Origin of the sequence: Bradyrhizobium prioriisuperbiae (assembly GCF_032397745.1) — a bacterium.
GTDB lineage: Bacteria > Pseudomonadota > Alphaproteobacteria > Rhizobiales > Xanthobacteraceae > Bradyrhizobium_A > Bradyrhizobium_A prioriisuperbiae.
This window is the reverse complement of record NZ_CP135921.1, coordinates 4,574,826-4,601,009: the sequence shown is the minus strand read 5'-3', so window position 1 is coordinate 4,601,009 and position 26,184 is coordinate 4,574,826. Positions and strand designations below refer to the sequence as shown.

Below are 26,184 nucleotides of genomic sequence, written 5' to 3'. Positions count from 1 at the left end.
GATGATTGCTTGATTTTGCGACGACAATGGTTGCTGCGACTTTATATGTCCAATATCGTTTGACCATCACTCGATACGTTTTGAATATCACTTCGCCGGGCGGAGGAAACGCCCCAGGGAATCACACCATGGAACTGCGTCAGCTTCGCCAGTTCGTCGTGCTGGCCGAAACCTGCAATTTCCACCGCGCGGCAGAGCGGCTCAACATGGCGCAACCGCCACTGTCGGTGTCGATCCGCAAACTGGAGACCGAGCTCGGCGTCAGGCTGTTCAACCGCTCCTCGCGCGGCGTCAGCCTGACCGAGGCCGGCTCCGGCGCACTGCGCGAAGCCAAAGCGGCGCTGTTTCATATCGAGGAGACCGTGCGCATCGCCCGTGCAGTCGACATCGGCGAAGCGGGCCGGCTGCGCATCGGATTCGTGGGATCGGCAACCTACGCGCTGCTGCCGCGGCTGTTGCCGCTGTTCCGCGCGCGCTATCCGGACGTCGCACTCGAACTGCAGGAAGGCACCAACGGGCAGATCGTCGCCATGCTCGAGGCCCATACCCTCGACATCGGCATTGTCCGCATGCCGTTTCGCAATCGCCATGCGATCCGTTGCATCACCATCGAACGCGACGTGCTGATCGCGGCGTTGTGGGCCGGCCACCCGCTGGCGAACAAGCGCCGCCTCGCGCTGCGCGACCTCGCGGACGAGCCGTTCGTGCATTATGCCGCCGGCGAAGTCGGAGGCATGCGCGCCGTCACCACCGCGATGTTCCAGGACGCCGGTTTTTCGCCCGGCGTGGCGCAGGAAGCCGTCCAGGTCGACACCGTGGTCTCGCTGGTGGAAAGCCGGCTCGGCGTGGCGCTGGTGCCCTCGATTGCCGCATCCCGCGCCTCGAAAGCCGTGGTGTTCCGCAAGCTCGCCGATGCCTCGGCCTCCGCCACCATCGGCATTGCGCTGGCCTACGACCCGCGCCACGACAGCAGCACAGCGAAACGCTTTCGCGCGCTGGCGCTGGAGAAGGCGAAGGGGAGATAGCGGATGGCATCGCTGGGCGCGGCGGCGGCTTTGTCGAGTCGCCGGGCAATCCAGCTTGACGCGGGGTGTAGAAACGCCCCGGCCATGCGCGTATCAGACACACGAGCCTGCTTAATCCGCGAATCCGAACAGCTTCGCCGGATTGGTGACCAGAATCTTCTGCAACTCCGCCTGATCCGGCGCATAGCGATACAGCAGTTCCAGCAGATCGGCATCGTTCGGCGGCTGCACCACCGAGACCGGATGCGGCCAGTCACTCGCCCAGACGCAGCGGTCCGGCGCGGCCTCGATATAGGCGCGCGCGATCGGAATCACGTCGTCCCACGGCCGACCGTCCCTGGAGGTCTTTTCGCCCAGCGACAACATCACCCAGAAATTGCCCTGCGCCAGCAGTTCCAGCATGATCTTCAAATTCGGATCGTCCTTGCCACGGGTCGGGTCCGGCCGCGCCATGTGATCGATCAGCACGGGAACATCGAGCGCGCGATACTTGTCCACGCTGGAGACGATGCCGTCCTTCTCCGGCTGGATCTTTACGTACCAGCCGAGTTCGCGGATACGCGCGATGGCGCGGGCGAAATCCTTGTCCGACAGCACCGCGCCGAGTTCCTGGCGGAACGAGAAACGCGCGCCGCGCACCCCGGCGTCATGCAGCTTCGCCAGATACGCGTCGTCGGCTTCCGCGAACACCAGCGCATTGGCGCAGCCGCGATAATTCGGCCCCATGGCCGCAAGCGCATTCAGCACCACCGCGTGGTCGGCTCCGTAAGTGGTGGTCTGCACGATGATGCCGCGCTCGAAACCCAGCGCGCGATGCACCCGTTGTGCCGCCTCCCAGGTGGCGGTCGGCATCTGATACGCCGCCCCCGCGCGTATCGGATATTTGTCCAGCGGTCCCAGCACGTGGAATTGGCTGTCGATGGATTTTGGTGGCGGCGGTTTAGATGGGCGGCGGGGGTTGGGGTCGAACGGGAGATAGGCGGGCATGGTATGCGTCCTTAGCTCGATGTCATGACCGAGACCGCGTGTTTCCGCGATGCTTACTTTCCCTCTTTGTCATCACCGGGCTTGTCCCGGTGATCCCGCTTAGGTGGGCAGTGCGTCCCTAAGCGAGGTTGCCGGGACAAGCCCGGCAACGACAATGCGAGGTGATCCAATCCTCACCCGATCACCGCCGCAAAATCACACTGCACCAGCGCGCCGCCTTCCATGTCCATCTGCTGGGCGTGACGCGCCGGGCGCGAATGTTCGTCGGGGAACATCTTGAGCCATTCGACATTGACCGGGGCGCGCTGGGAGCGGTCCTGCAGCCACACCGTCATCTTGATGATGTCATCGGTCGAACCGCCGCCGGCCTCCACGATCGCCTTCATGTGGGCGAACATGTTGGCGCATTGGGTCGCAATGTCAGCGGGCATCTCGTTGGTTTGGGGATCGCGTCCCAGGATGACGCCTGATATCAGCAGGTTGCCGATGCGGCAGGCGTTCGGGATCGGGTTCTTGTGCGCGAAGCCGCCGATGTTGATGCTCTTGCGCCTGACGTCGGCCATGATGACTTCCCTCTTGTGCTACACGAACTGGCAGGACACCGAGCCGAACGGCCCGTAATCGGCATGGAAAGTGTCGCCCCGGCTGATATCGACCGGGCGGGTGAACGAGCCCGCCAGCACGATTTCGCCGGCCTTGAGTTCTTCATCATGTGGCGCGAGGCGATTGGCGAGCCAGGCCACGCCTTGCGCCGGATGATTGAGCACGCCGGCGGCGATGCCGGTTTCCTCGATCTGGCCGTTGCGGAACAGCAGCGCCCCGATCCAGCGCAGATCGACATCCAGCGGCCGGAACGGCCGGCCGCCCACCACCAGCGCCGCGTTCGCCGCATTGTCGGAAATCGTATCCATCACTTTTCGCGCGGCCTTGGTGTCCGGATCGATCCGGTGCATGCGGGTTTCCAGGATTTCCAGCGCAGGCGTCACATAATCGGTGGCATTGAGTACGTCGAACAGGGTGCAGTCCGGCCCCTTCAGCGGCGTCTTCAGCACAAAGGCCAGCTCGACCTCGATGCGCGGCGCATGGAAACGGTCGAACGGGATCGGGCTTGCGTCGGCATAGAACATGTCGGCGAACAGCACGCCGTAGTCCGGCTCAGCGATGCCGACCGCGTTCTGCATCGCCTTCGAGGTCAGGCCGATCTTGTGACCCTTGATGATCCGGCCGCGCGCGAGCTGCAGTTTCGTCCAGGCGCGCTGGATCGCATAGGCATCCTCGATGGAGAGCTCTGGATGCTCCAGGGTGAAGGCGCGGATCAGCGACTTGCTGCGCTCGGCGTCATCCAGGCGCTGCGCCAAGCGGTCGATGGTGGATTGATCCAGCATCTCAGGCCTCCTCGATCACGGTGTTGCAGAGCAAGCCGATCCCGGAAGACTCCACCTCAACAACGTCGCCGGGCTTGAGCCAGCGCGGCGGGGTGAAGCGCGCGCCGGCGCCGGTCGGCGTGCCCGTGGCGATCATGTCGCCGGGCTTGAGCGTCGCGAAGGTGGAGAGATAATGAATCAGAAAATCGAACGGAAACATCAGCCGCTCGGTGGAATCCTGCTGGCGCACCTCGCCATTGATCCGGGTGACGATGTCATGCGGCCCGCGCGGATCGTTGTCGTCCGACGTCACGATCCACGGCCCGATGCTGCCGGAGCGATCGAAGTTCTTGCCTTGCGTCACGTTGAACTTGCCGTGATGCAGCCAGTCGCGCACGCTGCCTTCGTTGCACAAGGTCAAACCGAAGATGTGCTCCCACGCCTTGTCGCGGGGAATGTGGCGGCCCTGCTTGCCGATCACGATGACAAGCTCGCCTTCGTAATCGAGCTGTTCGGAAATCTTCGGTTTTTCGATCGGCTGGCCGGAGCCGACCACCGAGGACGGATTACGCACGAACAGGCTCGGATATTTCGGCAGATCCGAATTGTCCTTGTACTCGGCGTTGCGGTCTTTGTAGTTGACGCCGATGCACCACAGCTTTTCCGGCGCCGGAATCGGCGGCAGCAGCACGAGATCGTCAAGCGCGTGATCGGCCGCCTGCCCGGCCACGGCCTTGCGCGCGGCCTCGAGCCCGTCGCCGGCGATCAGGCTTTTCAGGTCGGGATAGAGATGCCCGATCCGCCCGGTGAGATTGACAACGCCTCCGGCAGTTGCTGCACCGTAGTAGGGTTTGTCATTGACGAGATAACTCAGCAGGCGCATCGGCTCAGGCTCCGGAGGATGGAATCGCTGGTGTCAGGATTTCGATGTTTGCGGCACCGTCCGCAAGGTGACGATCTCGCCGAGACGCGCATAACGCGGGCCGGCAATGCGGGCGATCGGATCCAGCGCTTCGGTTTCGATCTTGCCGTTGTTGAACAAGCCGTCGCGGACATGGATCAGCACGACCTCACCGACGATCAGCCGGCTGCGGGTCTCGCCGAATTCCAGACACTGGCGGAAACGGCACTCCATCGCGATCGGCGGCGCGGTCAGCCGCGGCACCTTGATGCGCTCGCTCGGCGCGGTCGCGAGCTTCAGCACCTCGACTTCGCTGATTTCGGGGGGATGCTCCACCGAGCTCTCATGCACCGCATCCATCAGCGGCGCATCGGCGATGTGGATCACATACTCCTCGGTGTTGAGGATGTTGTGCGCGGTGTCCTTGTAGACGCCCGCCTTGCTGCCGACACTGATCGCCAGCATCGGCGGCTTCTGCGAGACGAAGGTGAAGGCGCTGAACGGCGCGAGGTTGAGGACGCCCTTGGCCGACAGGCTGCTGACCCAGGCGATCGGCCGCGGCACCACGATGCCGGTCATCAGCCGGTAGGTTTTTTCGGCGCCGAGTTCAGCGGGGTCGATTTGCATGGGGAAGTCCTTGTTGGTTCATTGCGCGTGAGAGGCGATGCGCCTCATCCTCCTCGGCGTCATGCCCGCACTTGTTGCGGGCATCCACGTCTTTACAGCATCGCCGTAAGAAAGACGTGGATGTATCCGCGACTCGGCGAAGCCGAGTCGCTGAGGACAAGCCCGGCCATGACGCTGAGTGAGAAGGCTCATGCATCACGCCTTCACGGCAACCCTACTCCGCCTTGATATTCGCCTTGCGCACCACGGGAATCCACTTGGCGTCTTCGCGCTCCAGGTATGCGGTGAATTCCGCAGGCGTCATCGCCACGGCTTCCGCGCCCAGCACGTTGAATTTCTCGATGATCGCCGGATCCTTCAGGATCGTCGCCACGGTGTCGTGCAATTTGCTGACGATGTCGGCGGACGTGCCGGCGGGCAGGAACAGGCCGGTGAAGGTCTGGCCGTCGAGATCCTTGTAACCGAGTTCGGCGAAGGTCGGCACGTCGGGAATCCAGGAGGCGCGATGGCTGCCGGTGACGGCAAGCGCGCGCACCATGCCGCTCTTGATGTAGGGCAGTCCCACCGAAATCTGGTCCAGCGCGAACTGCACCTGGCCGCCGATCAGGTCGTTGATGGCGGGCGCGTTGCCGCGGTAGTGCACGGTCAGCCATTCGAGGCCGAGGGTCGACTGCATCAGTTCGCTGAGCAGATGATTGGTGGTGCCGGCGCCGGGCGAGGCCAGCGTCAGCTTGCCGGGATCCTTGCGGGCGAGATCGAGAAACTCCTTCAGGGTCTTGACCGGTAGCGACGGATGCACCTCGAGCACCAGCGGCGTCATCGAAATGGACGTCACCGGCAGGAAGTTGCGCTTCCAGTTGTAGGCATCGCGCTTGTTGATTTCGGGGGCGAACAACACCGGGCCGTTAGCGCCGATGAACAAGGTGTAGCCATCCGGCGCCGACTTGGCGAACATCTCGCCAGCAATGAGCCCGCCGGCCCCGGCGCGATTGTCGATAATGAAGGGCTGGCCCAGGATCTCCTGCAGCCGGTTGGCGATGATGCGCGCGGCGCCGTCGACATTGCCGCCGGCGGGATACGGCACCACCACCTTCACGGCACGCGCCGGCCATTGCTGCGCGGCCGCCGGCTGGATCAGCAGCGCCACGGCGGCGCCCGCGATCGCAAGGCATTGGGCCAAAAATCTCATCATTGTCCTCCCGAAAACCGGTGTTCGCACCGCGATCGTGTTCTTGTGATATCCGCCGACGGTTGGTTCCGTCCGCACACAGCATCATGGCGCGGTATCCGTCATCGCCCTTCCCGTGTCGACGGAATTGTGCTGTTTTTGTCCATATTGTGGACAAACCCAAGGGGACCGTCATGATCAGCGAGCGCCAGCCGCGCCAGGGTGCACAGGCGATCCGCCGGGCGCTGAGCGTGCTGCGGCTGCTTGCCGCCGGGCGCGATACCGGCGTGCCGCTGAGCGAGGTGGTGAAGGCCACCGCACTGAGCCGCCCCACCGTGCATCGCATCGTTCATGTGCTGATCGAGGAAGGCATTGTCGAGCGCAACGCCGCGGGACGTTATGCCATCGGCGGACAGGTCGGCGAGCTGGCGCTGGCGCGTCCCTCGCGCTCGCCGCTGCTGGTCGCGGCCGAACCACATCTCGCGCGGGCATCGGAGGTGCTCGGCGATACGCTGTTCCTCACGGTGCGCACCGGGCTCGACACGCTGTCCGTGGCGCGCCGCATCGGCGCTTATCCGATCCAGGTGCTGTCGATCGAGGTCGGTGCGCGGCGGCCGCTTGGCGTCTCCAGCGCCGGTGTCGCCATTCTCGCGGCCCTTCCGGCAACCGAGGCCCGCAAGATCGTCGCGACCAATGCGGTGCGCTTCGAGCCCTATCGCACCACCCCCGCCGTGGTGCTGGCGCGGATCCAGGCCGCGCGACGGCGCGGCTATGGCATCGCCGATGTCGGGCTGGTGCAGGGCACGAAATCGATCTCGGTCTGGATCAAAAATCCGGACGGCGCGCCGGTGGCCGCGATCACGCTGTCGGCGATCCGCAACCGGCTGGGTCCGCGCCGCGAGGCGGACGTGGCGGACACGCTGCTCGCCACCGCGCGGGCGGTGGAAATGGAGATGGCCGGATGAGCCTTGCGCGTCGTCACTCCCGCAACTGCTCCACCACGAAATCGACAAACGCCCGCACCTTGGCGGCAACGGGGCCGCGCGAGGGATAGACCGCATAGATGGCGGTTTCGACGGCCGACCAGTCATCGAGCACGGTAACAAGCTGCCTCTTCGCGAGGTCGTCTTCGACATAGATCCGCGGGACCAGGCTGAGGCCGAAGCCGGCCAGCAGTGCGTCGCGCACCGCGAGGCTCGACGTCACCTTGTAGCGACCAGAGATGGGCACCCGCACGGTGCCGCCATGACCGCGAAATTCCCATTCATCGGCATGTCCCGACAGTGTGAACTGAACACTGCTGTGCCGGCGCAGATCGGCGGGAACAGCCGGCGTGCCGGCGCTTTCCAGATAGGCGGGCGACGCGCACACCACATGCCGCATGGTCATCAGCTTCCGGGCGACCAGGCTGGAGTCCTTCATGGCGTCGCTGCCGCGGATCGCCACATCGAAGCCTTCCTCGATGATATCGACGCGGCGGTCGCTCATCTGCAGGTCAACCGTCAATTCCGGATAACGGGCGAGAAAGGCCGGCATCGCGGCAGACAGCTTCAGGAGCGTCAATGTCAGGGGAGCCGCAACCCGCAACAGTCCGCTCGGCGTCGATTGCATCGGACCAAGCGAGGCGTCGGCGCGATCCAGATCGTCCAGGATGCGGGCCACCTGTGCGTGATAACGCGCGCCCGCCTCGGTGCGGCTGACCCGGCGGGTGGTGCGGTTGAACAGCCGCACGCCGAGATGGGCTTCGAGTTCGCTGATGTTCTTGCTGATGGCCGGCGGCGACAGGCCGAGCTCCCGTGCCGCTTGGGCGAAGCTGCCGAGCTCCGCCACCTGCCGGAAGACCTTAAGTGCGGTGAGATGATCCATTCATCACCAATAGTGAATAGTATCTGTCCTCAATTCCATATTGCCATAGAATTGGCAACCAATTAGGTCCCGCGTTAACGACTGACACCTCCCGGCTTTAACGACTGCCTTGGGAATGCCGGTGAGACAGAGAAAGGAACGCCCGATGCAGCAGTTCATTTGCGAGACCTGCGGCCTGCAATATGCGCCCAGCGAGGCCCCGCCCGATCGCTGCTTCATCTGCGATGACGACAGGCAGTTCGTGCCGCCAACCGGCCAGCGCTGGACCACACCGGCGCAACTCGCGGCCGGCCATTCCAACGCCTTCCACCAGCTTGCGCCGGGCTTGATCTCGATCACCACCGTGCCGCGTTTCGGCATCGGCCAGCGCGCGCTGCTGGTGCAGACGCCGGCCGGCAACGTGCTGTGGGATTGCATCAGCCTGCTGGACGAAGCGACAACGACCATCATCCGCGCGTTGGGCGGCCTCAAGGCGATCGCGATCTCGCATCCGCATTTCTACAGCGCGATCGCGACCTGGGGCCGCACCTTCGATTGTCCGGTGCTGGTGCACGAGGCCGACCACGAATGGGTGGCCGAGCCCGATCATCATCTCGATCACTGGAGCGGCGACACGCGCGAGCTGTTGCCAGGCCTCACGCTGCACCGGCTCGGCGGACATTATCCCGGATCATCCCTGCTGCATTGGGCCGAGCAACGCGCACTGCTGCCGGGCGACACCCTACTGGTGACCCCGGATCGCAGGCATGTCGCCTTCATGTGGTCCTATCCGAACTACGTGCCGCTGCCGGCCGCGGAGGTAGAGCGTATCGGCGGGCGCCTCGCCGCGCTCGACTTCGACGCGATCTATTCGCCGTTTGCGGACCGCGGCGAGATCAGGCACGACGCCAAGGCGGCGGTGGCGCGCTCGATCGAACGTCACATCCATGGGCCGCAGGCTGTGGAACGCCGTCAATAAGATCGGGGTTCAACCGAACGCGCCACGGCGGTACTGAAACCGCCGAGACGCTTCGATTTTCAGCCTCTATGGACTCACCCGGCGTGATGCACCTGCTGCAGCCCGTACACCGGGGTGGCGATGCCTTCCTTGCGCGCCTTCAGCTGCAGCGACAGATACTGCGAATAATGCCGCGACTGGTGCAGATTGCCGCCATGGAACCAAAGTGCCTGCTGCTGGGTGGGCTTCCACATGTTGCGCTGCTCGCCTTCCCAGGGGCCGGGATCCTTGGTGGTGCTGGAGCCGAGGCCCCACACCTTGCCGACCTTGGCGGCGACTTCCTTTGAAATCAGGTCGGCCGCCCAGCCGTTCATCGAGCCGTAACCGGTGGCATAGACCACGAGATCGGCGGGCAGCTCGGTGCCGTCGCTGAGGATCACCGAATTCGCCGTCAGCTTTTTGACGTCGACGCCGCTTTTCAACCTGATGCTGCCGTCAGCGACCAGGTCGGAGGCGCCGACGTCGATGTAATAGCCGGAGCCGCGGCGCAGGTACTTCATGAACAGGCCGGACTCGTCGTCGCCATAGTCAAGCATGAAGCCGGCCTTCTCCAGCCGCTTGTAGAAATCGGCGTCGCGCTCCCGGATGGCGTTGTAAACCGGGATCTGGAATTGATGCAGGATCTTGTAAGGGATCGACGCAAAGGTCATGTCCGCTTTGGCCGTGGTCATGCCGGCCTCGACCGCCTGTTCCGAATAGAGCCCGGCCAGCCCGAGCTCCATCAGCGAGTCCGACTTGACGATGTGGGTGGACGAGCGCTGCACCATGGTGACGTCGACGCCATTTTCCCACAGCGCCGCACAGATATCGTGCGCGGAATTGTCGGAGCCGATCACCACCGCCTTCTTGCCGCGATAATTGTCCGGCCCCGGATGCTGCGACGAATGATGCTGGTCGCCCTTGAAGGACTCCATGCCCTCGAACTTTGGCACGTTGGCCTTGCCCGACATTCCCGTGGCAAGCACCAGCTGTTTCGGCCTGAGCACGATCTCCTTGCCGTCGCGTTCGACCACCACGGTCCATTCGCCGGCCTTGTCGTCGTAGGAGGCTGTCTTGCAGGTGGTCGAACTCCAGTAATTCAGCTCCATCACCTTGGTGTACATCTCCAGCCAGTCGCCGATCTTGTCCTTGGGTGAAAACACCGGCCAGTTCCGCGGGAATGGCAAATAGGGCAGATGGTCGTACCAGACCGGATCGTGCAGGCAGAGCGACTTGTAACGCTTGCGCCAGCTGTCGCCGGCGCGTTCGTTGCGCTCGATCACGATGGTCGGCACATCGAGCTGGCGCAGCCGCGCCGCCAGCGCGATGCCGCCCTGCCCGCCACCAACGATGACGCAATACGGCTGGCGCGTATAACCGAGCTCGGCCGCTTCCGCCTCCCGCTCCTCTTTCCAGGTCTTGCGGTTGCGGTCGACGCCGTGCTTCGCGCCCATCGGACGATCCGTGCCGAGCGGCTCCTCGTGGCCCTTCAGCTCGCTCATGCTGGTCAGCAGCGTCCAGATCAGGCCGTCCCTCACACGAATGTGCCCGAAGCCACGCGCCACATGGGTTTCGAATTCAATCCAGCTGTCGGTGATCCCATCGGCCTCGGAGGCGTTTTCGCCATCGGCGATCCGCCAGTTCGACGGTTTGGTGGCTGACAGCTGCGGCTTCAGCATGTCCCGAACCTGATCCTTGCCCTCCATGGTGCGAATATTCCAGGTGAAGGTCACGAGATCGCGCCAGTAGCAATCTGTCTGGAACAGAGCGACGGCGCGATCCACATCGCCGGCCGAAAGCGCCGCATCCAGCGCATTAAGAATTTCGGAGACTTTGCCGTTGGGGGCCTTATCGAGCATGGTGTCCTCCGCATTTTTATTTTTTAGGCGAGCCTGGGCTCGTTGGAGCAGACGGCAAGCTTACGCTTCGTTATCGCGGAGTCGAGCCGGCGTATTTGTCGCGGTGCGACACAGATTTTAGTTCCCTGCGCACAAAAGCGACGGCCGTTCACCCCTTGCGAGTCAATGGCGGCCCGGCAAACGTCACACCTGCGAGGCCGTGCGCCATCAGGTTGCGGATGTTGCCGTGGTCGCTGCCGTCGGGCTTGGCCAGCACGCTGCGATAATGCTCGCCGAATGCCAGCAGTGCCTGCTGGTCGCTCAGCCCTTCCAGCTTGGCCAGGCCCAGCGTCTTGCAGGCCCCCTCGTTCTGACCCGCGGCGTTGTCCAGCTCACCGTTGCGGAATGCCTGCGGCTGGTAGTCGTAATGCGCCGCGATGAAGGCCAGGGTCTCGGCGAACATGTGCTCGCCGGAGTCGAGGCCGGCCAGCAGGGTCTTCAGATCAGTCATGACGTTTTCCTTGGTTGAACAGCCGGACGAGCTGGCCCTGCGCTTTTTCGAGAATCGCGTTGCCCCCTAACATGCCGCCCCCTATCGTGCCCAGCACATCGCCCCCGCGGCGGCCAGGAAAACAATGATGAAAAACAATGGCGGGAGAAACAGCATGTCGTTCACCGAAGTCGACTACACCGCGACCGATCATGTCGCCGTCGTCACCCTCAATCGGCCGGATCAACTCAATGCCTGGACTGCCGTGATGGGACAGGAAGTCCGCGCGGCGATGGAACAGGCCGACAAGGACGACAATGTTCGTGTCATCGTGCTTACCGGCGCCGGGCGTGGCTTCTGCGCCGGCGCGGACATGAAGCGCCTTTCCCAGATTTCAGGCGCGGGACGTCTGGAAGAAGCCACCGATCCCCCGTTCGACCCGACATCGCGCAAGGATTTCCAGCGCAAGAACACTTACTTTCCCGCGGTCTCCAAACCAATCATCGCCGCGGTCAACGGCCCCTGCGCGGGTCTCGGCCTGTGCTTCGCCCTGTTCTGCGACATGCGCTTCGCATCGCAACAGGCCGTGTTCACCACCGCCTTTGCACGCCGCGGCCTGATCGCCGAACATGGTATCAGCTGGACCCTGCCCCGCCTGGTCGGGCTGTCGAAGGCGACCGACCTGCTGCTGTCCGCGCGCAAGGTGACGGCCGACGAGGCGCTACGGATCGGCCTGGCCGACCGGCTCTATCCCGGTGACGAACTGATGCCCGCGACCCTCGCCTACGCCAACGAGCTCGCCGAGCTGTCGTCGCCGCGATCGCTGCGCGTCATCAAGCGGCAGCTCTGGCAGAGCCCGATGCAGTCGCTCGACGAAGCCATGGACGTGGCCGACCATGAAATGGCGCTGAGTCTTGCAAGCGACGACTTCAAGGAAGGCGTGAAGCATTTCGTGGAAAAGCGCTTGCCTGCGTTTACCGGGCGGTGATGCCCGCTCGTCTTCCGATTGTAACATCGCAATGACACACTGAACCGAACGCCGCCGCCGACGACATACCTACGAGAGCCTCGCCCCAAGGAGATGACGATGCGACGCATCGCGTTGGCAGCAGCAGCCCTGTGTGTTTCATCGCAAGCCTTCGCCTGGGGACCGGAAGGCCACTCCATCGTGGCCGAAATCGCCCAGCGCCGCCTCAATGCCGCGGCGGCGGCGATGGTGGAGAAGCTTCTCGGACGCGGCCATTCGCTGGCCTCGGTCGGAAGCTGGGCCGACGACGTGCGCAACGAGCGGCCGGCGACCTACAACTGGCACTTCGTCAGCATCCCCCTCGCGCTCAGCGACTATCAGCCGGGGCGGGACTGCAGGGACGACGCTGCGAGGGGCGATTGCGTGGTCAAGGAGATCGCCCGGCTGAAACGCGAGCTACGCTGCGCGGAAACCGATGCGCAGAAAGCCGAAGCGCTGAAATACGCGGTGCATTTCATCGGGGACATCCATCAGCCGCTGCACGCGGTGCTGGATGACCATGGCGGCAACGATTTCAAGGTCGACGTCTTCATGCGCGGCCAGGTTTGCCTCGGCAAGTGCGTGCCACAGCGCACGCCCAGCGACCTGCACACGGTGTGGGATGTCACGCTGATCACCAGGACCGTATGGGCGTGGGGCGCCTATGTCGACCGGCTGGAGAATGGCTGGCTCAAGACCAACACCGATCCCGGCGACATGGCGCCGGAGAGCTGGGCCGTAACAGCCCATGCCGCGGCCCGCGAGGTCTGGAATGCAGTTCCCGCCACCATGACCCTCGACGACGATTATTATCGCACGGCACTCCCGGTCCTGGATCGCCAGCTCGGGCTTGGCGGACTGCGGCTTGCGAAATTCCTGAACGATGCCTATGCGAGCACGGATTGCACCGCGCCCTGAGGCACGGCACACTGTTGTTTTAACGTCCAGCTTTTGATTTTTCGATATTGCCGAAACGTGACTGTCCGAATTTCTTTGCGACGGAGATGGCCATGCCCTACGCCAACCCGACCGAGCTCTACAGTTCCGCCGACCTGCTCGCCGGCTATCAGCCCGATGCCCCCATGGGCTTCGCCAGCTCCTGGGACTTTGGCGTCTTCCGCCAGTACATCGCCGACGGCGCCGCAAGCCCGAAGACGCTGGCCATCCGCCGTGCCCAGGCCGACCACGACGCCCATATCTCGGAAGCGCTCAAGCATTTCCTCGACAACCGGACGCCAAAACTGGTCGGCATCATGGGCGGCCATGCGGTCAACCGCGGCGACGACAGCTACCGTGACGTCGCGCTGCTGGCCCGCGAGCTGACACGGCAAGGCTATCTGATCGTCAGCGGCGGCGGGCCCGGCGCCATGGAAGCCGCGCACATGGGCGCCTGGTTCGCCCATGCCGATGTCGCCACCGTGGACAAGGCGCTGGCCGTGCTCGCCAAGGCCACCGCACTGCCCGACCTGATCGGCGCTATCGCGGACGACGGCACACTTGTGCCCGACCGCGCCGACGATCTCGATGCCGCGCGACGATGGATGAACGCCGCCTTGGAGGCGCGGGCGCTCGCACCGCCCGAGACCGGCGAAAGCCTGGGCGTGCCGACCTGGCTGTATGGCCAGGAGCCGACCGTTCCCTTCGCCAGTCACTATGCAAAATATTTCCAGAACAGCATCCGCGAGGAAACGCTGATCACCAATTCGCGCGCCGGCATTGTCTATGCGCGTGGCAGCGGCGGCACCATCCGAGAAATTTTCGAGGATGCCGAGCGCAACTATTATGTCAAGGACGCGGCGGCATTCATCCCGATGATCTTCTTCGACCGTGATGGCTACTGGCAGCGCGATGCGGAGTTCGATGCCGCCGGCAAGGTCACCCGTCCCGGCCTCAAGGTCGACGACATGATGACGAAGCTGTTTCGTTTGGCGCGCGGCGCCAATGCCGACGCCTATCTGCGCAAGATCCGCTTCACCACCGACACCAGCGAGATTTCCGATGTGCTCGCGGCCCACGCTGCGGTCGCGCTGCAGAACATGACCCATGTGGTGCAGGGCGAACCGCTCAAGGTGTCGACCGCCGTGTTGACGCGGCGCATGGGGGATTAGAGCCGAATTTTTTCATCACAGAGCGATTTCCAGGGAAGACGGGGACATTCATGAATCAGGCGGATTTGGAGAAGAAATTTTTCACAGACGCGGTCGACTATGCCAAGGCGCATGGCCGCCAATTCGGCGTCGGTGCCGAGAGCGAGATGCGAGAGGCGGCGAAACGTGGCGCGCAAGATGTGTTCGCCAAGCCGGCGGCCGAGCGCGACAAGCTGATCCAGCAGGGCGAGGAGGCGTTCAAGCGCATGGTCGACGCCATGGTCTCGTCCGCTAACGCGAAAACGGAGCAGTTCGAACTCAGGGGCGATCAGCTCGGCGAAAACACGTTTAACTCGGCGCTCGGCAAGCTCTGCCCGCTGTGGCCGTTCTGTTCATAGGTGGACCATGGCGGACAAGCCCTCGTCCGAAGGCCTGAAATCGGCCGCAGATACCACCAAGCAGATCATCACGCTGTCCACCGGCGTGATCGCGTTGACGGTCACTTTTTTGGAAAAGGTCGTGCAGACCACTGCCAGCGGAGCCGGAACGCGATCGGTGCCGTGGTCGATGTTCGTGGCGTGGATCTTGTTTGGTGTGGCGATCCTCGCCGCCGTGGCGACGCTCGGCGCGATCACCGGCACACTGGATGCCCTGGACCGCAAACAAAATGGCCTCACGCTGAACGACAGCCAGACTCAGGCAATCGAGGACCTGGCGAACGGCAGCAACGTGAAGACGCCTGCGCTCGTCATGAGCGCAACCTTCATCTTGGCCATGGGATTCACCATCGCGACCGGATTTCTGCTGATGCATTGAGGGCCAATGTGAGAGCGCGTGTCCCTCACATTGTCACCACCAGCTTGCCCATCACGCTACGATCCTGCAGGGGCGCGGTCGCCCGCGCACCGTCAGACAGCGCAGGCTACGCCAGTGCCATCGACACCGTGGCATTCTCGTAGCTGCCCGAGCCCATGCTGCCGGACTCGAAAATCTCGTGTTTGGCGATCCAGTCGAACGACTGCTCGAACACCTCGCGGCTGTAGGGTTCGAACACGATGCGCTCGCCCGGCCCCCAGCGCCGCGTGTCCATCGCCGCATGGAATCGTTCGGGGAACTCCATCTTGTAATAGTGGGTGTAGAGCTCCGGCCGGAGGTCGATGTCGCGCTGGGCACGGCGCAGGGCGTTGAAGTATTTGCGCACATCGGCCATGTCGGGATCGCCATTGATCATGGCGCCGACCATGAAGGTGGTGTCGATCAGCTTGCGATATCCCAGTTGCTCGGCGAAATAATAGGGGCCGCCGAACAGGGTCGCGGCCTGCGACTTGCCCTCGAAGAACGCTTCCATCCGGCTGAACAGCATGCCCTCATCGAACGACAGCTTGATCTTGTCGCTGGGCATGTAGGACTCCAGCGCCTGGATGGTGGCATAGTGGCTGCCGGACTGGAAGCCGACCGAAATCGGCACGTCGGCGAGATCGGCCGGCGACTTGATGGCCGAATCCGCGCGCACAAAAATGCCCGACGGCGCCACCGAATAGGCGTCCGCGAACAGCTTGGTGTGGCCGCGCGACGCCGCGACATTCACCGTCCAGTGGCAGGCACAGGTGATGTTCGCCTCGCGTCCCTTCTCGATGCTCTGGAACGCACCGCTCTGGCCCTGGGTGACATGATGGGCGCCGTCGCTGGAGCGGATGAGCTCGCGGAACTCGTAATCGAGCCCCTCGTCGCGGAAATAGCCCTTCTCTTCCGCCACCCACTCCTGCAGCCGAAAATGCGCTTCGATCCTGAATTTTGCCATGCGTTTGCTCCCACGAAGGTTGTTTGAACTGCCGTTATCTCAGCCTTGACGCGAGGCTAGGCCCGGCCGCATCTTCTGGCGATGCCGCGGATGGAATGATGGTCATGCCCACTGAGAATGATGTGGAATTGCAGCTGCGCGACCTGCGGATGTTGCAGGTGATGCTCAGCGAGGGCTCGCTGACCCGCGCCGCCGCCCTGCTCGACACCACCCAGCCCACGCTGAGCAAGGCGCTGGCGCGGCTGCGCGCGCATTTCGACGACCCGCTGCTGGTGCGCGACGGCCAGACCATGCGGCCGACACCGAAGGGCGCCGAGATCCTGACCCCGTTGCGAAATCTATTAAGCGCCGCCGACAGCCTGACGTCGCCGCCCACGGTGCCGTTCGATCCGCAATCGTCGCACCGGCAATTTCGCCTGCTGGTCAGCGATGTCGGCATGTTGCGTTTCCTGCCGCCGCTGACCGCGCGACTGGCCGCACAGGGACCACGATTGAAACTGGAGGCGCTGCCGCTGGATGCCCGCAACTTCGAGGCCAAGCTCGCCAGCGGCGAGGCTGATCTGGCGCTGGGCGCCTACGCCAAGGCGCCGCGCGACCTGCGCCGGCAACAGCTCTATACCGACGGCTATCTCAGCGTGGTGCGGCGCGGGCACCCCAAACGGCTGCAGTTGATGCGACTCGGCGAATTTCGCGCCGCGCAGCACATCCTGATCACCGCGTCCGAGACCGGCCATGCGGCGCACACCACCGCGCAGCAGGCAATCGAGGCGCTGATCCCGCCGGATCGGGTGCTGCTGCGGCTGCCGAGTTTTGTCGCGGCCGCGCTGGTCGCGGCCGAGACCGACGGCATCGCCACGTTGCCGGCGAACCTCGCTTTGGCCATCGGCGACCGGTTGAAACTCACGAGCTTCAAGCCACCGGTGACGATGCCGCCGATCATTGTGGCGCAATACTGGCACGAGCGTTATCACCGCGACGCCGGCCACCGCTGGTTGCGGCAGGTGTGTTTCAGCTTGTTTGCGCGGGGCGCGTAACACGCGGCAACTCGACCACGTTTGACGTAGCGTCGAACACCGCGTCACCGCGGCCGAGATGCTCATTGCCCCACATCCACAACGCACGGATCACCGGCTCCAGGGTGCGGCCACGTGCGGTCAGTGCGTAGTCGACCCGCGGCGGCACCTGGGCGAACACAGTGCGGCTGATCAGGCCGACCTCTTCCAGTTCGCGCAACTGCCGCGTCAGCATGCGCTGGGTAATCTTGGACAATCGTTTTCTCATCTCGCCAAAGCGCAACGTGCCGCCGAGCAGATGGTAGAGGATGATCGCCTTCCACTTGCCGTCGATCAGATCGAGCGTCGCCTCGATCGGACAGCCGGGCGCGCAGTCATAACTCTTGTCGTTCATCCGGTCGGCAAAGCTCGCCATGGTTCACTCCGTGATACTGTGTCCCACCACTGTGCGTACTTGTGTGTCCGTACTGTAGCGCGCTATCCCGGCGCAACCAAGAGCGTGCGTCCTTCACAGGCTGTTGACGATCACGCCAAACGATCTCTGCCGCAGCCGGCAACGGCGGGGGATCGCGCTGACGCCGGGAGGATAGTCACACCAATCGAGGGACCGCGCATGGCCTTGCGTTCGCAGAGCATGAGTCTTCAGCTTCTCACCGGTATCGCAATGATGGCGATAGCGGGGGCGGCATCATCTTCCGCAGTCGCACAGCAGCCGGCCACGGCCGCGATAGAAGTGTTCGCGCGGCTGCCGCAATCGGTCGGCAACATCGCGTTCACCCCCGACAACCAGGTGATCTTCAGCCACCATCCGTTCTACAGCCCCGACGTGCGGGTGGCGAAGCTGACGTCGCCGACCACGTTCGAACCGTTTCCGAATGCCGAGTGGAACACGCCGCGTCCCGGCACCGATCAGTATCTCGACAATGTGCTGGGGCTGCGCTCGGACGAAGACGGCGTGGTCTGGATCATCGACATGGGCTTTCGCACCCATATCACGCCGAAGCTGGTCGGCTGGAATACGCGTCACAACAGGCTGGAGCGAATCTACTACATGCCGCAACCGGTGACGCGCGCGGGGTCGCAGCCGCAGGACATCGTGATCGACCGCAAGAACCGCAAGTTCTACATCGCCGACGAGGACATCGGCCCGGGCGGCGACGGCTCGCACGGCGCGATCATCGTCATCGACATGGACACCGGGCGCGCCCGGCGCCTGCTCGACGGTGACCGCTCGACGGTGCCGGAGAACGTGCCGATTACGGTCGATGGCCAGGATCTGACGGTGCCCGGCAAGGACGGCAAGCCCACGCTGATCAAAGTCGGCTGCGACGGCATCACCATGGATCCCAAGGCCGAATGGCTGTACTTCGCGCCGCTCAGCGGCCGCGCTGTCTATCGTCTCCGTGTCGACGATCTCAACAACGAGACGCTATCGGCCACACAACTCAGCGCCAAGGTCGAGCGATATGCCGACAAGCCGAACAATGGCGGATTGTCGATCGACTATGACGGCAACCTCTATCTCACCGCGGTGGAAACCAAGTCGGTCGGCGTCATCACGCCGGACCGCAAATACCGCACCTTCGCCAGCGATCCCGACCTGGTGTGGCCCGACGGCATTACCTACCGGCCGGACGGCTACATGTATGTGTCGGCGTCGCAGGTCTCGGCGGCGGCGATGTTCCACGGCGGCAAAGCGGAGAACAAGATGCCGTATCTGATCTACCGCTTCAAGCCGCTGGCGCCGGGATATCTGTCGCGCTGAGCGAACAAGCTCACGTCGCATTGCATCACCTCAAGTCGGAGGGATCCGGCTTGAGGTCACACAAAGTGACGAAAGCGACTCAGTCCTCCGACTTCGGTCCGCCGTCATAACGATGGACGGCTGGCGCTGGCGCCTGCAGCGGCGCCATCCCGGCGAACGCCTCGGTTGGGTGTTCGACGACCGGCTGGCTGGCGCGGTGGATCTCATCGGGCCAGTAGCGCTGATCGGAGATCGTCGATCCTGCATGGGCGGCGCCGGAAAGCATGGCCAGCATCGTGAGCGAAGTGGCAAGTGTGGTGATTTTCATCATGAGTTTGGTCCTGTTGGTCTCAGTCCCCAACACACGGCAGGTAGGTGGCCGCTTATAGGAAATCGAGATTGAACGGGACCTCGGCGCATAGCCGCAGCATAGGAAGCGCCGCCGGGATAAGGCTGACCATGACAAAGTGAGGTGACATGCGCTTCGACAACACTCTGCGTCATACGCGGGCTTGACCTCGGCGACTCGGCTAAGCCGAGTCGCAGGTATCCAGCTTAAGCCCTTCGGTACAGCCAGAGAAAGCTGGATTGCCGGGTCAAGCCCGGCAATGACGCGGAAGGTATGGCAAACACCTCACCTGACTTACCTCACGCACTCGCCACGCTTGGCACCTGCTGCCTCGCCGCCGTCCGCCGGATCAGGTCGGCGGCCTGGTCAGGCACGGTCAGCGGCAGCATATGGCCGTGGCCGTCAGTCGCCACGAGGTCAAGCGCCGGCAGCTTTGCCTTCATCGCCTCGCCCTGACGCTGGAAATCCAGGATGCGGTCCTGGCGCGCGAACAGCATACCGACCGGAATGCTGAGCGAGCCGTAGCGGGTCATCATTTCCGGCAGATCGTCGTTGACGGCGATCAGATCGGACGAGGTGTTGTAGAAGCTCTTCGGCCGCAGGCTCAGATAGCCACCGCCGCGCAGCGGATAATCCGCCGGCACGGGATCGGGACCGAACACGATCTTGAGCATCTCCGGTCCCCGGCGGATCGACATCGGGATCGCCAGCGTCCAGCCGATGATCTTGCGCACCAGCGCCGAGGCGATGACGAGGCCCTTAAATACCTCCGGCACATCGTCCTGGGCATGGGTCAAGGGTGCGATCAGCGCCAGGGCGCCGGCGCAGTCCGGATGATTGAGGGCGATGCTCAGTGACAGCGCACCGCCGAGCGAATGCCCGACCAGCAGCGGCCGGCTCACGCCCAGCGCCTTGATGAATTTGGCGAGCGTTGCCGCCTGCGCGCTCAGCGTTGCGGGCGCATCGTCGGGCCGCACCGAATAGCCGGAGCCCGGACGGTCGACCGTGATCACCCGGAATTCGCCGGTGAGCTTTTCGACCAGCGCATAGTGGTAATTCCACATGGTGCCGCCAAGGCCATGGATCATCACCAGCACGGGGCCGGTGCCCTTGCTGTCAGTGTAGTGCAGGCGCTGGCCGTCGATATCCATGAACTGGCCACGCGGCGGCACCGCCGCCTCGACCTTGCGCGCGGTGTTGCCCGCGAACCAGACCAGGCCCGCGATGATAACAGCGACGATCAGGATCAGCGTCAGGACAAGACTCATGGGCGCACCAACACCTTTTCGATGAACTTCCAGTACGACACCGGAGCGAGCCGCTCCAATAGCGCGATGAACTTCGCATCGTTGCCGACCAGCACCCGCGGCGCGCGGCGCTCGACCGCATCGACAATGATCTCGCCCGCTTTGGGCGGCGGCATGGTCAGCATCCGCCGCGCGCGCTGCAAGCCCTGGTCGACCTCTTCGTTGGTGGCGCCTTCGGGCCGGCGAGCACTTTCGGCGATCTGGGTGGCGACGCCGCCCGGATGCACCACCGTCACGCCCACATTGCTGCCGGCCAGCTCATGGCGCAAGGCGTTGGAGAACCCGCGCACCGCGAACTTGCTGGCGGAATAAGCCGTCTGGCCCGGCGGCGAGACGATGCCATAGATGCTGGAGACATTGACCAGGCGCGCGTCGGTGCTGGCTTTCAGGAGCGGCATGAACGCCCGGGTCAGCCGCACCACGCCCCAGAAATTGATCTCGAACAGCCACTCGAAATTATCTTCGGGCAGCCGATCGAAGGTGCCGCCGGCGGCGACGCCGGCATTGTTGAACAGCAGGTCGACGCCGGGATGCTGCGCCTTGACCGCCTCCGGCAGCGCCGCGACCGCGTCACGATCGGCGACATCGAGCTTGTGGCGGCTGACGCGGATGCCAGATCCTGGAGTGATTTGTCCCGCAAGCATCTGCGCGGTTTCGGTAAGCCCGGCTTCGTTGATATCGGCCAGCGCCAGATGGCACTGCCGCTTCGCCAGCGCCAATGCAATTCCCCGCCCGATGCCGCTGCCGGCGCCGGTGATCACGGCGGTGCGATTGGCGAGGGTCATGCGGCTGGACATGTTCGGGGTGCCTTTGTTCGGTTATTGCTTCTGAGTTGACTGGACCACCCTCGGCCTCATCCTGAGGAGGCGCGAAGCGCCGTCTCGAAGGATGATTGTGGGGCACGGCACGGGCCTCATGGTTCGAGACGCGCGGCGCTCCTCACCATGAGGGTCGTCATCACGCCTGCTTCTGCAGAGGTTGCGTGCGCGACGCCGCGGTCGCTTTGGTGAACACCAGTGAGCCGTCGTCGATGCTGCCGAAACGAAGCGCCAGCATGTCCTTGGCGTAGTTCTGGTGCAGCTTCCATGGCCGCTTGCTGCCTTGCTTGGGCATCACATCGTGGGCGCGCTGGAAGTAGCCGGAGCTCAGCGGCGGCGTGGCGTCGGCGGTGACGGTGGGATCGCTGTTGTGCGGCGTGCAGTAGGCAAAACCCTCGCGGTCCATCTTGTTGAGGATCCGGCACAAATATTCGGCGGTGAGATCCGCCTTCAGGGTCCACGACGCATTGGTGTAACCGAAGGTCGAGGCCAGATTCGGCACATCCGAGAACATCATGCCCTTGTAGCTCAGCGTCTTGCCGAGATCGGCCGCAACGCCATCGACCTCGACCTGCGCGCCGCCCATCAGCTTCATGGTGAGCCCGGTGGCGGTGACGATGATATCCGCTTGCAGCTCCTCGCCGGAGCGCAGCTTGAGGCCGGTCTCGGTGAAAGTCTCGATCTCGTCGGTGACCACGGAGGCGTGGCCGGCGCGAATGGACTTGAAGAGGTCACCGTCGGGCACCAGACACAATCGCTGATCCCACGGATTGTAGCGCGGGGTGAAATGCTTATCGACATCGACATTGGGCCCGAGCGCATCGCGCGCGAGACCGACGATCACTTTCCTGGCGCCGTCCGGTTTGCGCCGCGCGGCATTGTAGAAATACATCTGCAGCAGAATGTTCTTCCAGCGCGCCAGGCCATGCGCGAGCCCTTCCGGCAGTTTTGCGTACATCCAGTTGGCGATCGCGTCCTTCGACGGGCGCGCCACGATGTAGGTCGGCGATCGCTGCAGCATGGTGACATGGGCTGCGGTGTCGGCCATCGCCGGCACCAGCGTCACCGCGGTGGCGCCGCTGCCGATCACCACCACGCGCTTGCCGGCATAGTCCAGATTCTCGGGCCACTTCTGCGGATGCACGATGGCGCCGGTGAAGCGCTCCATGCCCGCCCAGCCCGGCATGTAACCGCCGTCGTAATCATAATAACCGCTGCACATCTGCAGGAAATTGCAGGTCAGCGTCAGCGCGCGGCCCTCGGGGCCGGTGACTTCAACCGTCCAGCGCGCATCCACTGAGGACCATGACGCCCGCACCACCTTGTGGCCGAAATGGATCTTGCGGTCGATGCCGTATTCGGCCGCGGTCTCCTTCAGATAGCTGAGGATCGCGGGTCCGTCGGCAATCGACTTCTCGCCGCGCCAGGGACGAAAACGATAGCCCAGCGTGTGCATGTCGGAATCGGAGCGGATACCGGGATAACGGAACAGGTCCCAGGTGCCGCCGATGGCGTCGCGCGCTTCGAGAATGGCGTAGGATTTTTTCGGGCAATCGCGCTGCAGGTGATAGGCGACGCCGATGCCGGAAATGCCGGCGCCGACAATCAGCACATCCAGATGCGCCTGATCGGCGATAGCTGGAACCGGACGCGTCTTGAAGGCGACCACGCTCGAGGGCTCCTGAAGTGGAGCCGCAACCTTGCCAGCTGAAACCGAAGCCATTGGCTGCCTTCCCTGTCGTTGTTCCCGAACCCTGAAAGCAGCCGTTGTCCGGCTGTACTTTTTTCTGACATGCGTTATTGTCAGAATTCAACATCTGACAACTCGCCATGTCAAGAGCGAATAGGGAGACCCAGGGGCCATCCATGACGGCACAGACAACGGCACGGGCACGACACTATGCGGGCGTCTCAGCCGAGGAGCGGCAGCTGGCGCGCCGCGAGCGGCTGATCGAAGCGGCCATCTCGGTCTACGGCAAGCTCGGCTATCGCAACGCCACCGTGAAGGCGGTGTGCGAGGCGGCCGGCCTCACCGAGCGTTACTTCTACGAGTCCTTCACCAACAGCGAGGCGCTGCTGGTGACTGCGTTCGACACCGTCTCCCATCGCGTGATCGATCGTCTCGACACCATCCGCCGGGAACATCCGGGACCCGCGGAGGCCCGCGGACGCGCTGTGCTGCAGGCCTATTACCAGTTGCTGAAGGACGAGCCGGACGGCGCACGGCTGTTCGTGATCGAGATCGCCCGCGTCGGCCCCGCCGTCGACGAGGTGTGGGCGGCGCTGCTGCGCGAGTTCGGCGAACTGCTGTCGCGCACGGTGGCGCCCGATACCAACGTCGAACTCAAGAGCGGCCAGATGCTGCGCGCCGGCGCAGTCGGCGCCATGGTGCAGATCGCCAAGGCCTGGATCAAGGGCGGCTACACGCAAAGCGTCGAGGCCGTGGCGGAAGACGCGCTGCGGCTCTGCCGCGTGCTGGAGAGCTGAATTGGCGCATCACCAGGACGTGAGCGTGCTGAACCGGGCGTGGCCGCGCATCGACTAAGAATCAGACTGTGGCCCAGCCGCTACAGGCATTCCCGGCATTTCATGCTGTGATGCTGGCGATATCTGTACGTGATCGATTGAGCCAAGCGTGATCCCGATCGCATATCCGTCGCGCCATCTGAGCGACGGGTTGGACGGACAGGAGTGTGTCATGCGTGTGCAGGACCGTAACACCACAATGTGCGTCCGGTTTCTCGGACTGACCTTTTCCGGCTTCGCTTTGCTGAGCGCCGCGCTGGTTGCGGCGGCCTTCGCCTGATCCTGGCTTGAATTTCGCACTCGAGCCTCCGGATTCGATCCGTCGCTGAATTTCACCCCTTCGATCAAAGACGACGATATCACCGTCGCGGCAGTCTCGACGCCAGATCGCGCAACGCCGCCTTCGGAAATTCGATCGCCGACAGCTTCCAGCCATTGCCCTCGAAATGCATGTGGAACGCCGAGGAGCGCTCCGGATCGCTGGACTTGCCGACCCGGACTGCGAACTCCACCGGCTTGATCAGGCGCACGCGGCCCAGGATATCGAACAGATTGAGCCGGCCGATCTCCGCCAGCGGCGTGATGTCGCCGGCAAGGGCGGTGCCGGCGTCGATCTGCACCCGTCCGCTTTTCAACAGCACCGCAAGATTTTCCGGCGTCAGGATCTTGTCCACCACCGCATCCGCGATGGTGGTGCCCAGCGACATCGCCAGCGTCCGCTCGAGCTGCGAGATACGGCGGGTTTCGCCGATCTCGGCGAGATAGGCCGTCACCACCTGGGACGAGATCGATCCCCGCACGCTGTCGATATCGACGTAGCCGCGCAGGCGCTCGCCGTCTCCGGCCTGCGCCGCCCGCACCGCCTCGGTCAGCGAAACCACCGCGGAGGCCACATACGCGCTCGCCAGCGCAACAATCACCAGAACCGCAGGTACCGCTCGCCGCATCAGTCCACTCTGTCGCCAATCCACGCCCACTCGGCGGGAGCGACGGCCTTCGGCAACGATCGATGTCAGGCGATCTGTGTCAAGCGAGTGCCGCACGGGGCCCCGCCGGGTCCGCCATGCCTCCCCGTTCCATACTTGAACTGCGGCATGGCTTTCAACTCAGCTGTGTCACCCTTGGGGCTGAGCAGCATGCGAAAAGTCACGATAGCGTCGGACGCATGCAAGGCCCCTGTCGTGAACTCGTCACAACCATGATCGTTCCGCGACGTCCGCAACTGGCGTGATGGACATGCGCGATGGAACAGCCTGGGGCCCACGCTGTTGCCATCGGACAAACAAGGAGAGACAGATGGACAGCGATCGCGTGAAGGGAGCGGCAAAGGAAGCGCTCGGCAAGGTCGAAGGCGCATTCGGACAGGCCACGGGAGATGCGGAAAGGGAAGCTTCCGGCAACGTGCGCGAAGCGGAAGGCATCGTGCAGAACACCATCGGACAGGCGAAGGACGCCGTGCGCGATGCGGCCGGATCGGCTGTGAATGCGACCCGCACGATCTATCAAGAAGGGACCGGGGCCGTTGCGGCCAACGTTCAGGAGCGTCCGGGCAGCGCGCTGCTGGTAGCCGGAATTATTGGCTTCGCGCTGGGCGTCATCTTCACCAAAGGATCGCGGCCCGCGCCTCGTCGCCCCTGGGATCGATATTCTCGCGCATAGCGTGATGATCACGGCCAGGGTCCGCATCCGGTGCCTCTCAAGGCTCCGGTGCCACCAGACCGCACGCAGCCGTGATCGCTCCGCTTGAGACATTTTTAATCAATTTAGAGCGAGCGTATCGGCCGGTGGTTTGCGGGAGTTTCAGTTGTGCGTACCCAAAACCAATATGACAGCTGTTATGAGGCGATCTGCGCCAGATTTCTCGGCCTGGCCCTGATGGGGGTTGCCGTGCTCAGCGCGGCTTTGCTGACGATCGCGCTCTCCTGAGGCGCGCCAGAAACCTCGGCACGCGCCGACTGCGCTGCGATGAGCGACTGCTAGCCCACCGCATCCAAACCGTTGCGACCCGCGACGATCGCGACTGAGCGATCTCTACAGAAACTCAATCACAAGCCGCAGGCCTGTGGTTACGATCAGAGACAGCAAGATCGCAAACGTCGCGTCGATTCCCAGTTCGACCAGCTGCGCGTCCGACCGTCCCAGCCACGCCTCGATACTGCGCCACATGTTGATCCACCAAAATGAGTTTTGACGATTGTGGGCTAGCACTGCAACGCAGCGGGGGCGGGAAAGTTCCCTTTGTTGAAAAGTTCCCTTTGTTGGACTGGGGGCTCCGCCTGCGGTATCCTCGG

At 63.7% G+C, this 26,184-nt stretch carries 29 protein-coding genes; 12 read left to right on the top strand and 17 right to left on the bottom strand.

Features of this window, described 5'->3' with window-relative positions; translation table 11 throughout:
* The first annotated feature begins 128 nt into the window (after positions 1-128).
* Complete coding sequence (locus RS897_RS21675; RefSeq protein ID WP_315830773.1) at positions 129-1,025, top strand: LysR substrate-binding domain-containing protein; 897 nt, start codon at positions 129-131, stop codon at positions 1,023-1,025.
* 111 nt (positions 1,026-1,136) lie between these two features.
* On the opposite strand, the gene RS897_RS21670 is transcribed toward RS897_RS21675, so the two are convergent.
* From RS897_RS21670 to RS897_RS21645, 6 genes are all read right to left on the bottom strand, one after another.
* Positions 1,137-2,012 carry an amidohydrolase family protein gene (locus RS897_RS21670; RefSeq protein WP_315830772.1) on the bottom strand — a complete coding sequence of 292 codons (876 nt, stop codon included), beginning with the start codon at positions 2,010-2,012 and terminating at the stop codon, positions 1,137-1,139.
* Positions 2,013-2,185: 173 nt separating this feature from the next.
* Positions 2,186-2,575, bottom strand: a complete 390-nt coding sequence (locus RS897_RS21665; RefSeq protein WP_315830771.1) for a RidA family protein — start codon at positions 2,573-2,575, stop codon at positions 2,186-2,188.
* 18 nt (positions 2,576-2,593) lie between these two features.
* On the bottom strand, positions 2,594-3,397 hold the full coding sequence (hpaH, locus tag RS897_RS21660) for a 2-oxo-hept-4-ene-1,7-dioate hydratase (RefSeq protein ID WP_315830770.1): 804 nt from the start codon (positions 3,395-3,397) through the stop codon (positions 2,594-2,596).
* Between the two features lies 1 nt (position 3,398).
* Positions 3,399-4,259: a fumarylacetoacetate hydrolase family protein gene (locus RS897_RS21655; RefSeq protein WP_315830769.1), complete on the bottom strand. Its 861-nt coding sequence runs from the start codon at positions 4,257-4,259 to the stop codon at positions 3,399-3,401.
* A 33-nt stretch (positions 4,260-4,292) separates the two neighbouring features.
* The gene (locus RS897_RS21650) at positions 4,293-4,904 is read right to left on the bottom strand and encodes a flavin reductase family protein (RefSeq protein WP_315830768.1); all 612 of its coding nucleotides are present in this window, start codon (positions 4,902-4,904) and stop codon (positions 4,293-4,295) included.
* 214 nt (positions 4,905-5,118) lie between these two features.
* A complete protein-coding gene (locus RS897_RS21645) occupies positions 5,119-6,093 on the bottom strand; it encodes a Bug family tripartite tricarboxylate transporter substrate binding protein (protein ID WP_315830767.1) in 975 nt (324 codons plus the stop codon).
* A gap of 173 nt (positions 6,094-6,266) precedes the next feature.
* Here RS897_RS21645 and RS897_RS21640 point away from each other — a divergent pair, with 173 nt between their 5' ends.
* Positions 6,267-7,037, top strand: a complete 771-nt coding sequence (locus RS897_RS21640; RefSeq protein ID WP_315830766.1) for an IclR family transcriptional regulator — start codon at positions 6,267-6,269, stop codon at positions 7,035-7,037.
* Between the two features lie 13 nt (positions 7,038-7,050).
* Here RS897_RS21640 and RS897_RS21635 read toward each other — a convergent pair whose 3' ends face one another.
* Positions 7,051-7,938, bottom strand: coding sequence for a LysR family transcriptional regulator (locus tag RS897_RS21635; RefSeq protein WP_315830765.1), 888 nt, complete (start codon positions 7,936-7,938; stop codon positions 7,051-7,053).
* Positions 7,939-8,083: 145 nt separating this feature from the next.
* On the opposite strand from RS897_RS21635, the gene RS897_RS21630 reads away from it, so the two are divergent.
* Positions 8,084-8,896, top strand: a complete 813-nt coding sequence (locus RS897_RS21630; protein ID WP_315830764.1) for an MBL fold metallo-hydrolase — start codon at positions 8,084-8,086, stop codon at positions 8,894-8,896.
* Between the two features lie 74 nt (positions 8,897-8,970).
* Here RS897_RS21630 and RS897_RS21625 read toward each other — a convergent pair whose 3' ends face one another.
* Complete coding sequence (locus RS897_RS21625; protein ID WP_315830763.1) at positions 8,971-10,773, bottom strand: NAD(P)/FAD-dependent oxidoreductase; 1,803 nt, start codon at positions 10,771-10,773, stop codon at positions 8,971-8,973.
* 148 nt (positions 10,774-10,921) lie between these two features.
* Positions 10,922-11,263, bottom strand: a complete 342-nt coding sequence (locus RS897_RS21620; RefSeq protein ID WP_315830762.1) for a HopJ type III effector protein — start codon at positions 11,261-11,263, stop codon at positions 10,922-10,924.
* A gap of 154 nt (positions 11,264-11,417) precedes the next feature.
* Here RS897_RS21620 and RS897_RS21615 point away from each other — a divergent pair, with 154 nt between their 5' ends.
* The 5 genes from RS897_RS21615 (at position 11,418) to RS897_RS21595 (ending at position 15,151) form a co-directional block, all read left to right on the top strand.
* Positions 11,418-12,230, top strand: coding sequence for an enoyl-CoA hydratase (locus RS897_RS21615; RefSeq protein ID WP_315830761.1), 813 nt, complete (start codon positions 11,418-11,420; stop codon positions 12,228-12,230).
* 99 nt (positions 12,231-12,329) lie between these two features.
* Positions 12,330-13,166 (top strand): S1/P1 nuclease, encoded by an 837-nt coding sequence (locus RS897_RS21610; protein WP_315830760.1) that lies wholly within the window; start codon positions 12,330-12,332, stop codon positions 13,164-13,166.
* A 92-nt stretch (positions 13,167-13,258) separates the two neighbouring features.
* Positions 13,259-14,356 (top strand): hypothetical protein, encoded by a 1,098-nt coding sequence (locus tag RS897_RS21605; protein WP_315830759.1) that lies wholly within the window; start codon positions 13,259-13,261, stop codon positions 14,354-14,356.
* A gap of 50 nt (positions 14,357-14,406) precedes the next feature.
* Positions 14,407-14,733 (top strand): hypothetical protein, encoded by a 327-nt coding sequence (locus tag RS897_RS21600; RefSeq protein WP_315830758.1) that lies wholly within the window; start codon positions 14,407-14,409, stop codon positions 14,731-14,733.
* Positions 14,734-14,740: 7 nt separating this feature from the next.
* On the top strand, positions 14,741-15,151 hold the full coding sequence (locus tag RS897_RS21595; protein ID WP_315830757.1) for a hypothetical protein: 411 nt from the start codon (positions 14,741-14,743) through the stop codon (positions 15,149-15,151).
* 106 nt (positions 15,152-15,257) lie between these two features.
* Here RS897_RS21595 and RS897_RS21590 read toward each other — a convergent pair whose 3' ends face one another.
* A complete protein-coding gene (locus RS897_RS21590; protein WP_315830756.1) occupies positions 15,258-16,136 on the bottom strand; it encodes an ABC transporter substrate-binding protein in 879 nt (292 codons plus the stop codon).
* A 104-nt stretch (positions 16,137-16,240) separates the two neighbouring features.
* Here RS897_RS21590 and RS897_RS21585 point away from each other — a divergent pair, with 104 nt between their 5' ends.
* Positions 16,241-17,170: a LysR family transcriptional regulator gene (locus RS897_RS21585; RefSeq protein WP_315830755.1), complete on the top strand. Its 930-nt coding sequence runs from the start codon at positions 16,241-16,243 to the stop codon at positions 17,168-17,170.
* Here the strand turns inward: RS897_RS21585 and RS897_RS21580 are convergent.
* Positions 17,145-17,564 carry a winged helix-turn-helix transcriptional regulator gene (locus RS897_RS21580; protein WP_407654273.1) on the bottom strand — a complete coding sequence of 140 codons (420 nt, stop codon included), beginning with the start codon at positions 17,562-17,564 and terminating at the stop codon, positions 17,145-17,147. The two genes, RS897_RS21585 and RS897_RS21580, sit on opposite strands and share 26 nt — an antisense overlap.
* A gap of 198 nt (positions 17,565-17,762) precedes the next feature.
* On the opposite strand from RS897_RS21580, the gene RS897_RS21575 reads away from it, so the two are divergent.
* Positions 17,763-18,914: an L-dopachrome tautomerase-related protein gene (locus RS897_RS21575; protein WP_315830754.1), complete on the top strand. Its 1,152-nt coding sequence runs from the start codon at positions 17,763-17,765 to the stop codon at positions 18,912-18,914.
* Between the two features lie 79 nt (positions 18,915-18,993).
* Here the strand turns inward: RS897_RS21575 and RS897_RS21570 are convergent, their stop codons facing one another.
* The 4 genes from RS897_RS21570 to RS897_RS21555 all read right to left on the bottom strand — a co-directional run bounded on the left by RS897_RS21570 (position 18,994) and on the right by RS897_RS21555 (position 23,090).
* Complete coding sequence (locus RS897_RS21570) at positions 18,994-19,224, bottom strand: hypothetical protein (protein WP_315830753.1); 231 nt, start codon at positions 19,222-19,224, stop codon at positions 18,994-18,996.
* A 317-nt stretch (positions 19,225-19,541) separates the two neighbouring features.
* Positions 19,542-20,510 (bottom strand): alpha/beta fold hydrolase, encoded by a 969-nt coding sequence (locus RS897_RS21565; protein WP_315830752.1) that lies wholly within the window; start codon positions 20,508-20,510, stop codon positions 19,542-19,544.
* Entirely contained in the window at positions 20,507-21,346 is an 840-nt protein-coding gene (locus RS897_RS21560; RefSeq protein ID WP_315830751.1) for an SDR family NAD(P)-dependent oxidoreductase, read from the bottom strand. Before RS897_RS21560 ends, RS897_RS21565 begins: the two co-directional genes overlap by 4 nt.
* Positions 21,347-21,506: 160 nt before the next feature.
* Positions 21,507-23,090 (bottom strand): flavin-containing monooxygenase, encoded by a 1,584-nt coding sequence (locus RS897_RS21555; protein WP_315830750.1) that lies wholly within the window; start codon positions 23,088-23,090, stop codon positions 21,507-21,509.
* Between the two features lie 143 nt (positions 23,091-23,233).
* On the opposite strand from RS897_RS21555, the gene RS897_RS21550 reads away from it, so the two are divergent.
* Positions 23,234-23,854 carry a TetR/AcrR family transcriptional regulator gene (locus RS897_RS21550; RefSeq protein WP_315830749.1) on the top strand — a complete coding sequence of 207 codons (621 nt, stop codon included), beginning with the start codon at positions 23,234-23,236 and terminating at the stop codon, positions 23,852-23,854.
* Positions 23,855-24,252: 398 nt separating this feature from the next.
* On the opposite strand, the gene RS897_RS21545 is transcribed toward RS897_RS21550, so the two are convergent.
* Positions 24,253-24,840: a DUF2939 domain-containing protein gene (locus RS897_RS21545; protein ID WP_315830748.1), complete on the bottom strand. Its 588-nt coding sequence runs from the start codon at positions 24,838-24,840 to the stop codon at positions 24,253-24,255.
* A 349-nt stretch (positions 24,841-25,189) separates the two neighbouring features.
* Here RS897_RS21545 and RS897_RS21540 point away from each other — a divergent pair, with 349 nt between their 5' ends.
* Positions 25,190-25,552, top strand: a complete 363-nt coding sequence (locus tag RS897_RS21540) for a CsbD family protein (protein ID WP_315830747.1) — start codon at positions 25,190-25,192, stop codon at positions 25,550-25,552.
* A 372-nt stretch (positions 25,553-25,924) separates the two neighbouring features.
* Here RS897_RS21540 and RS897_RS21535 read toward each other — a convergent pair whose 3' ends face one another.
* Positions 25,925-26,059 carry a hypothetical protein gene (locus RS897_RS21535; RefSeq protein ID WP_315830746.1) on the bottom strand — a complete coding sequence of 45 codons (135 nt, stop codon included), beginning with the start codon at positions 26,057-26,059 and terminating at the stop codon, positions 25,925-25,927.
* Between the last annotated feature and the right edge of the window lie 125 nt (positions 26,060-26,184).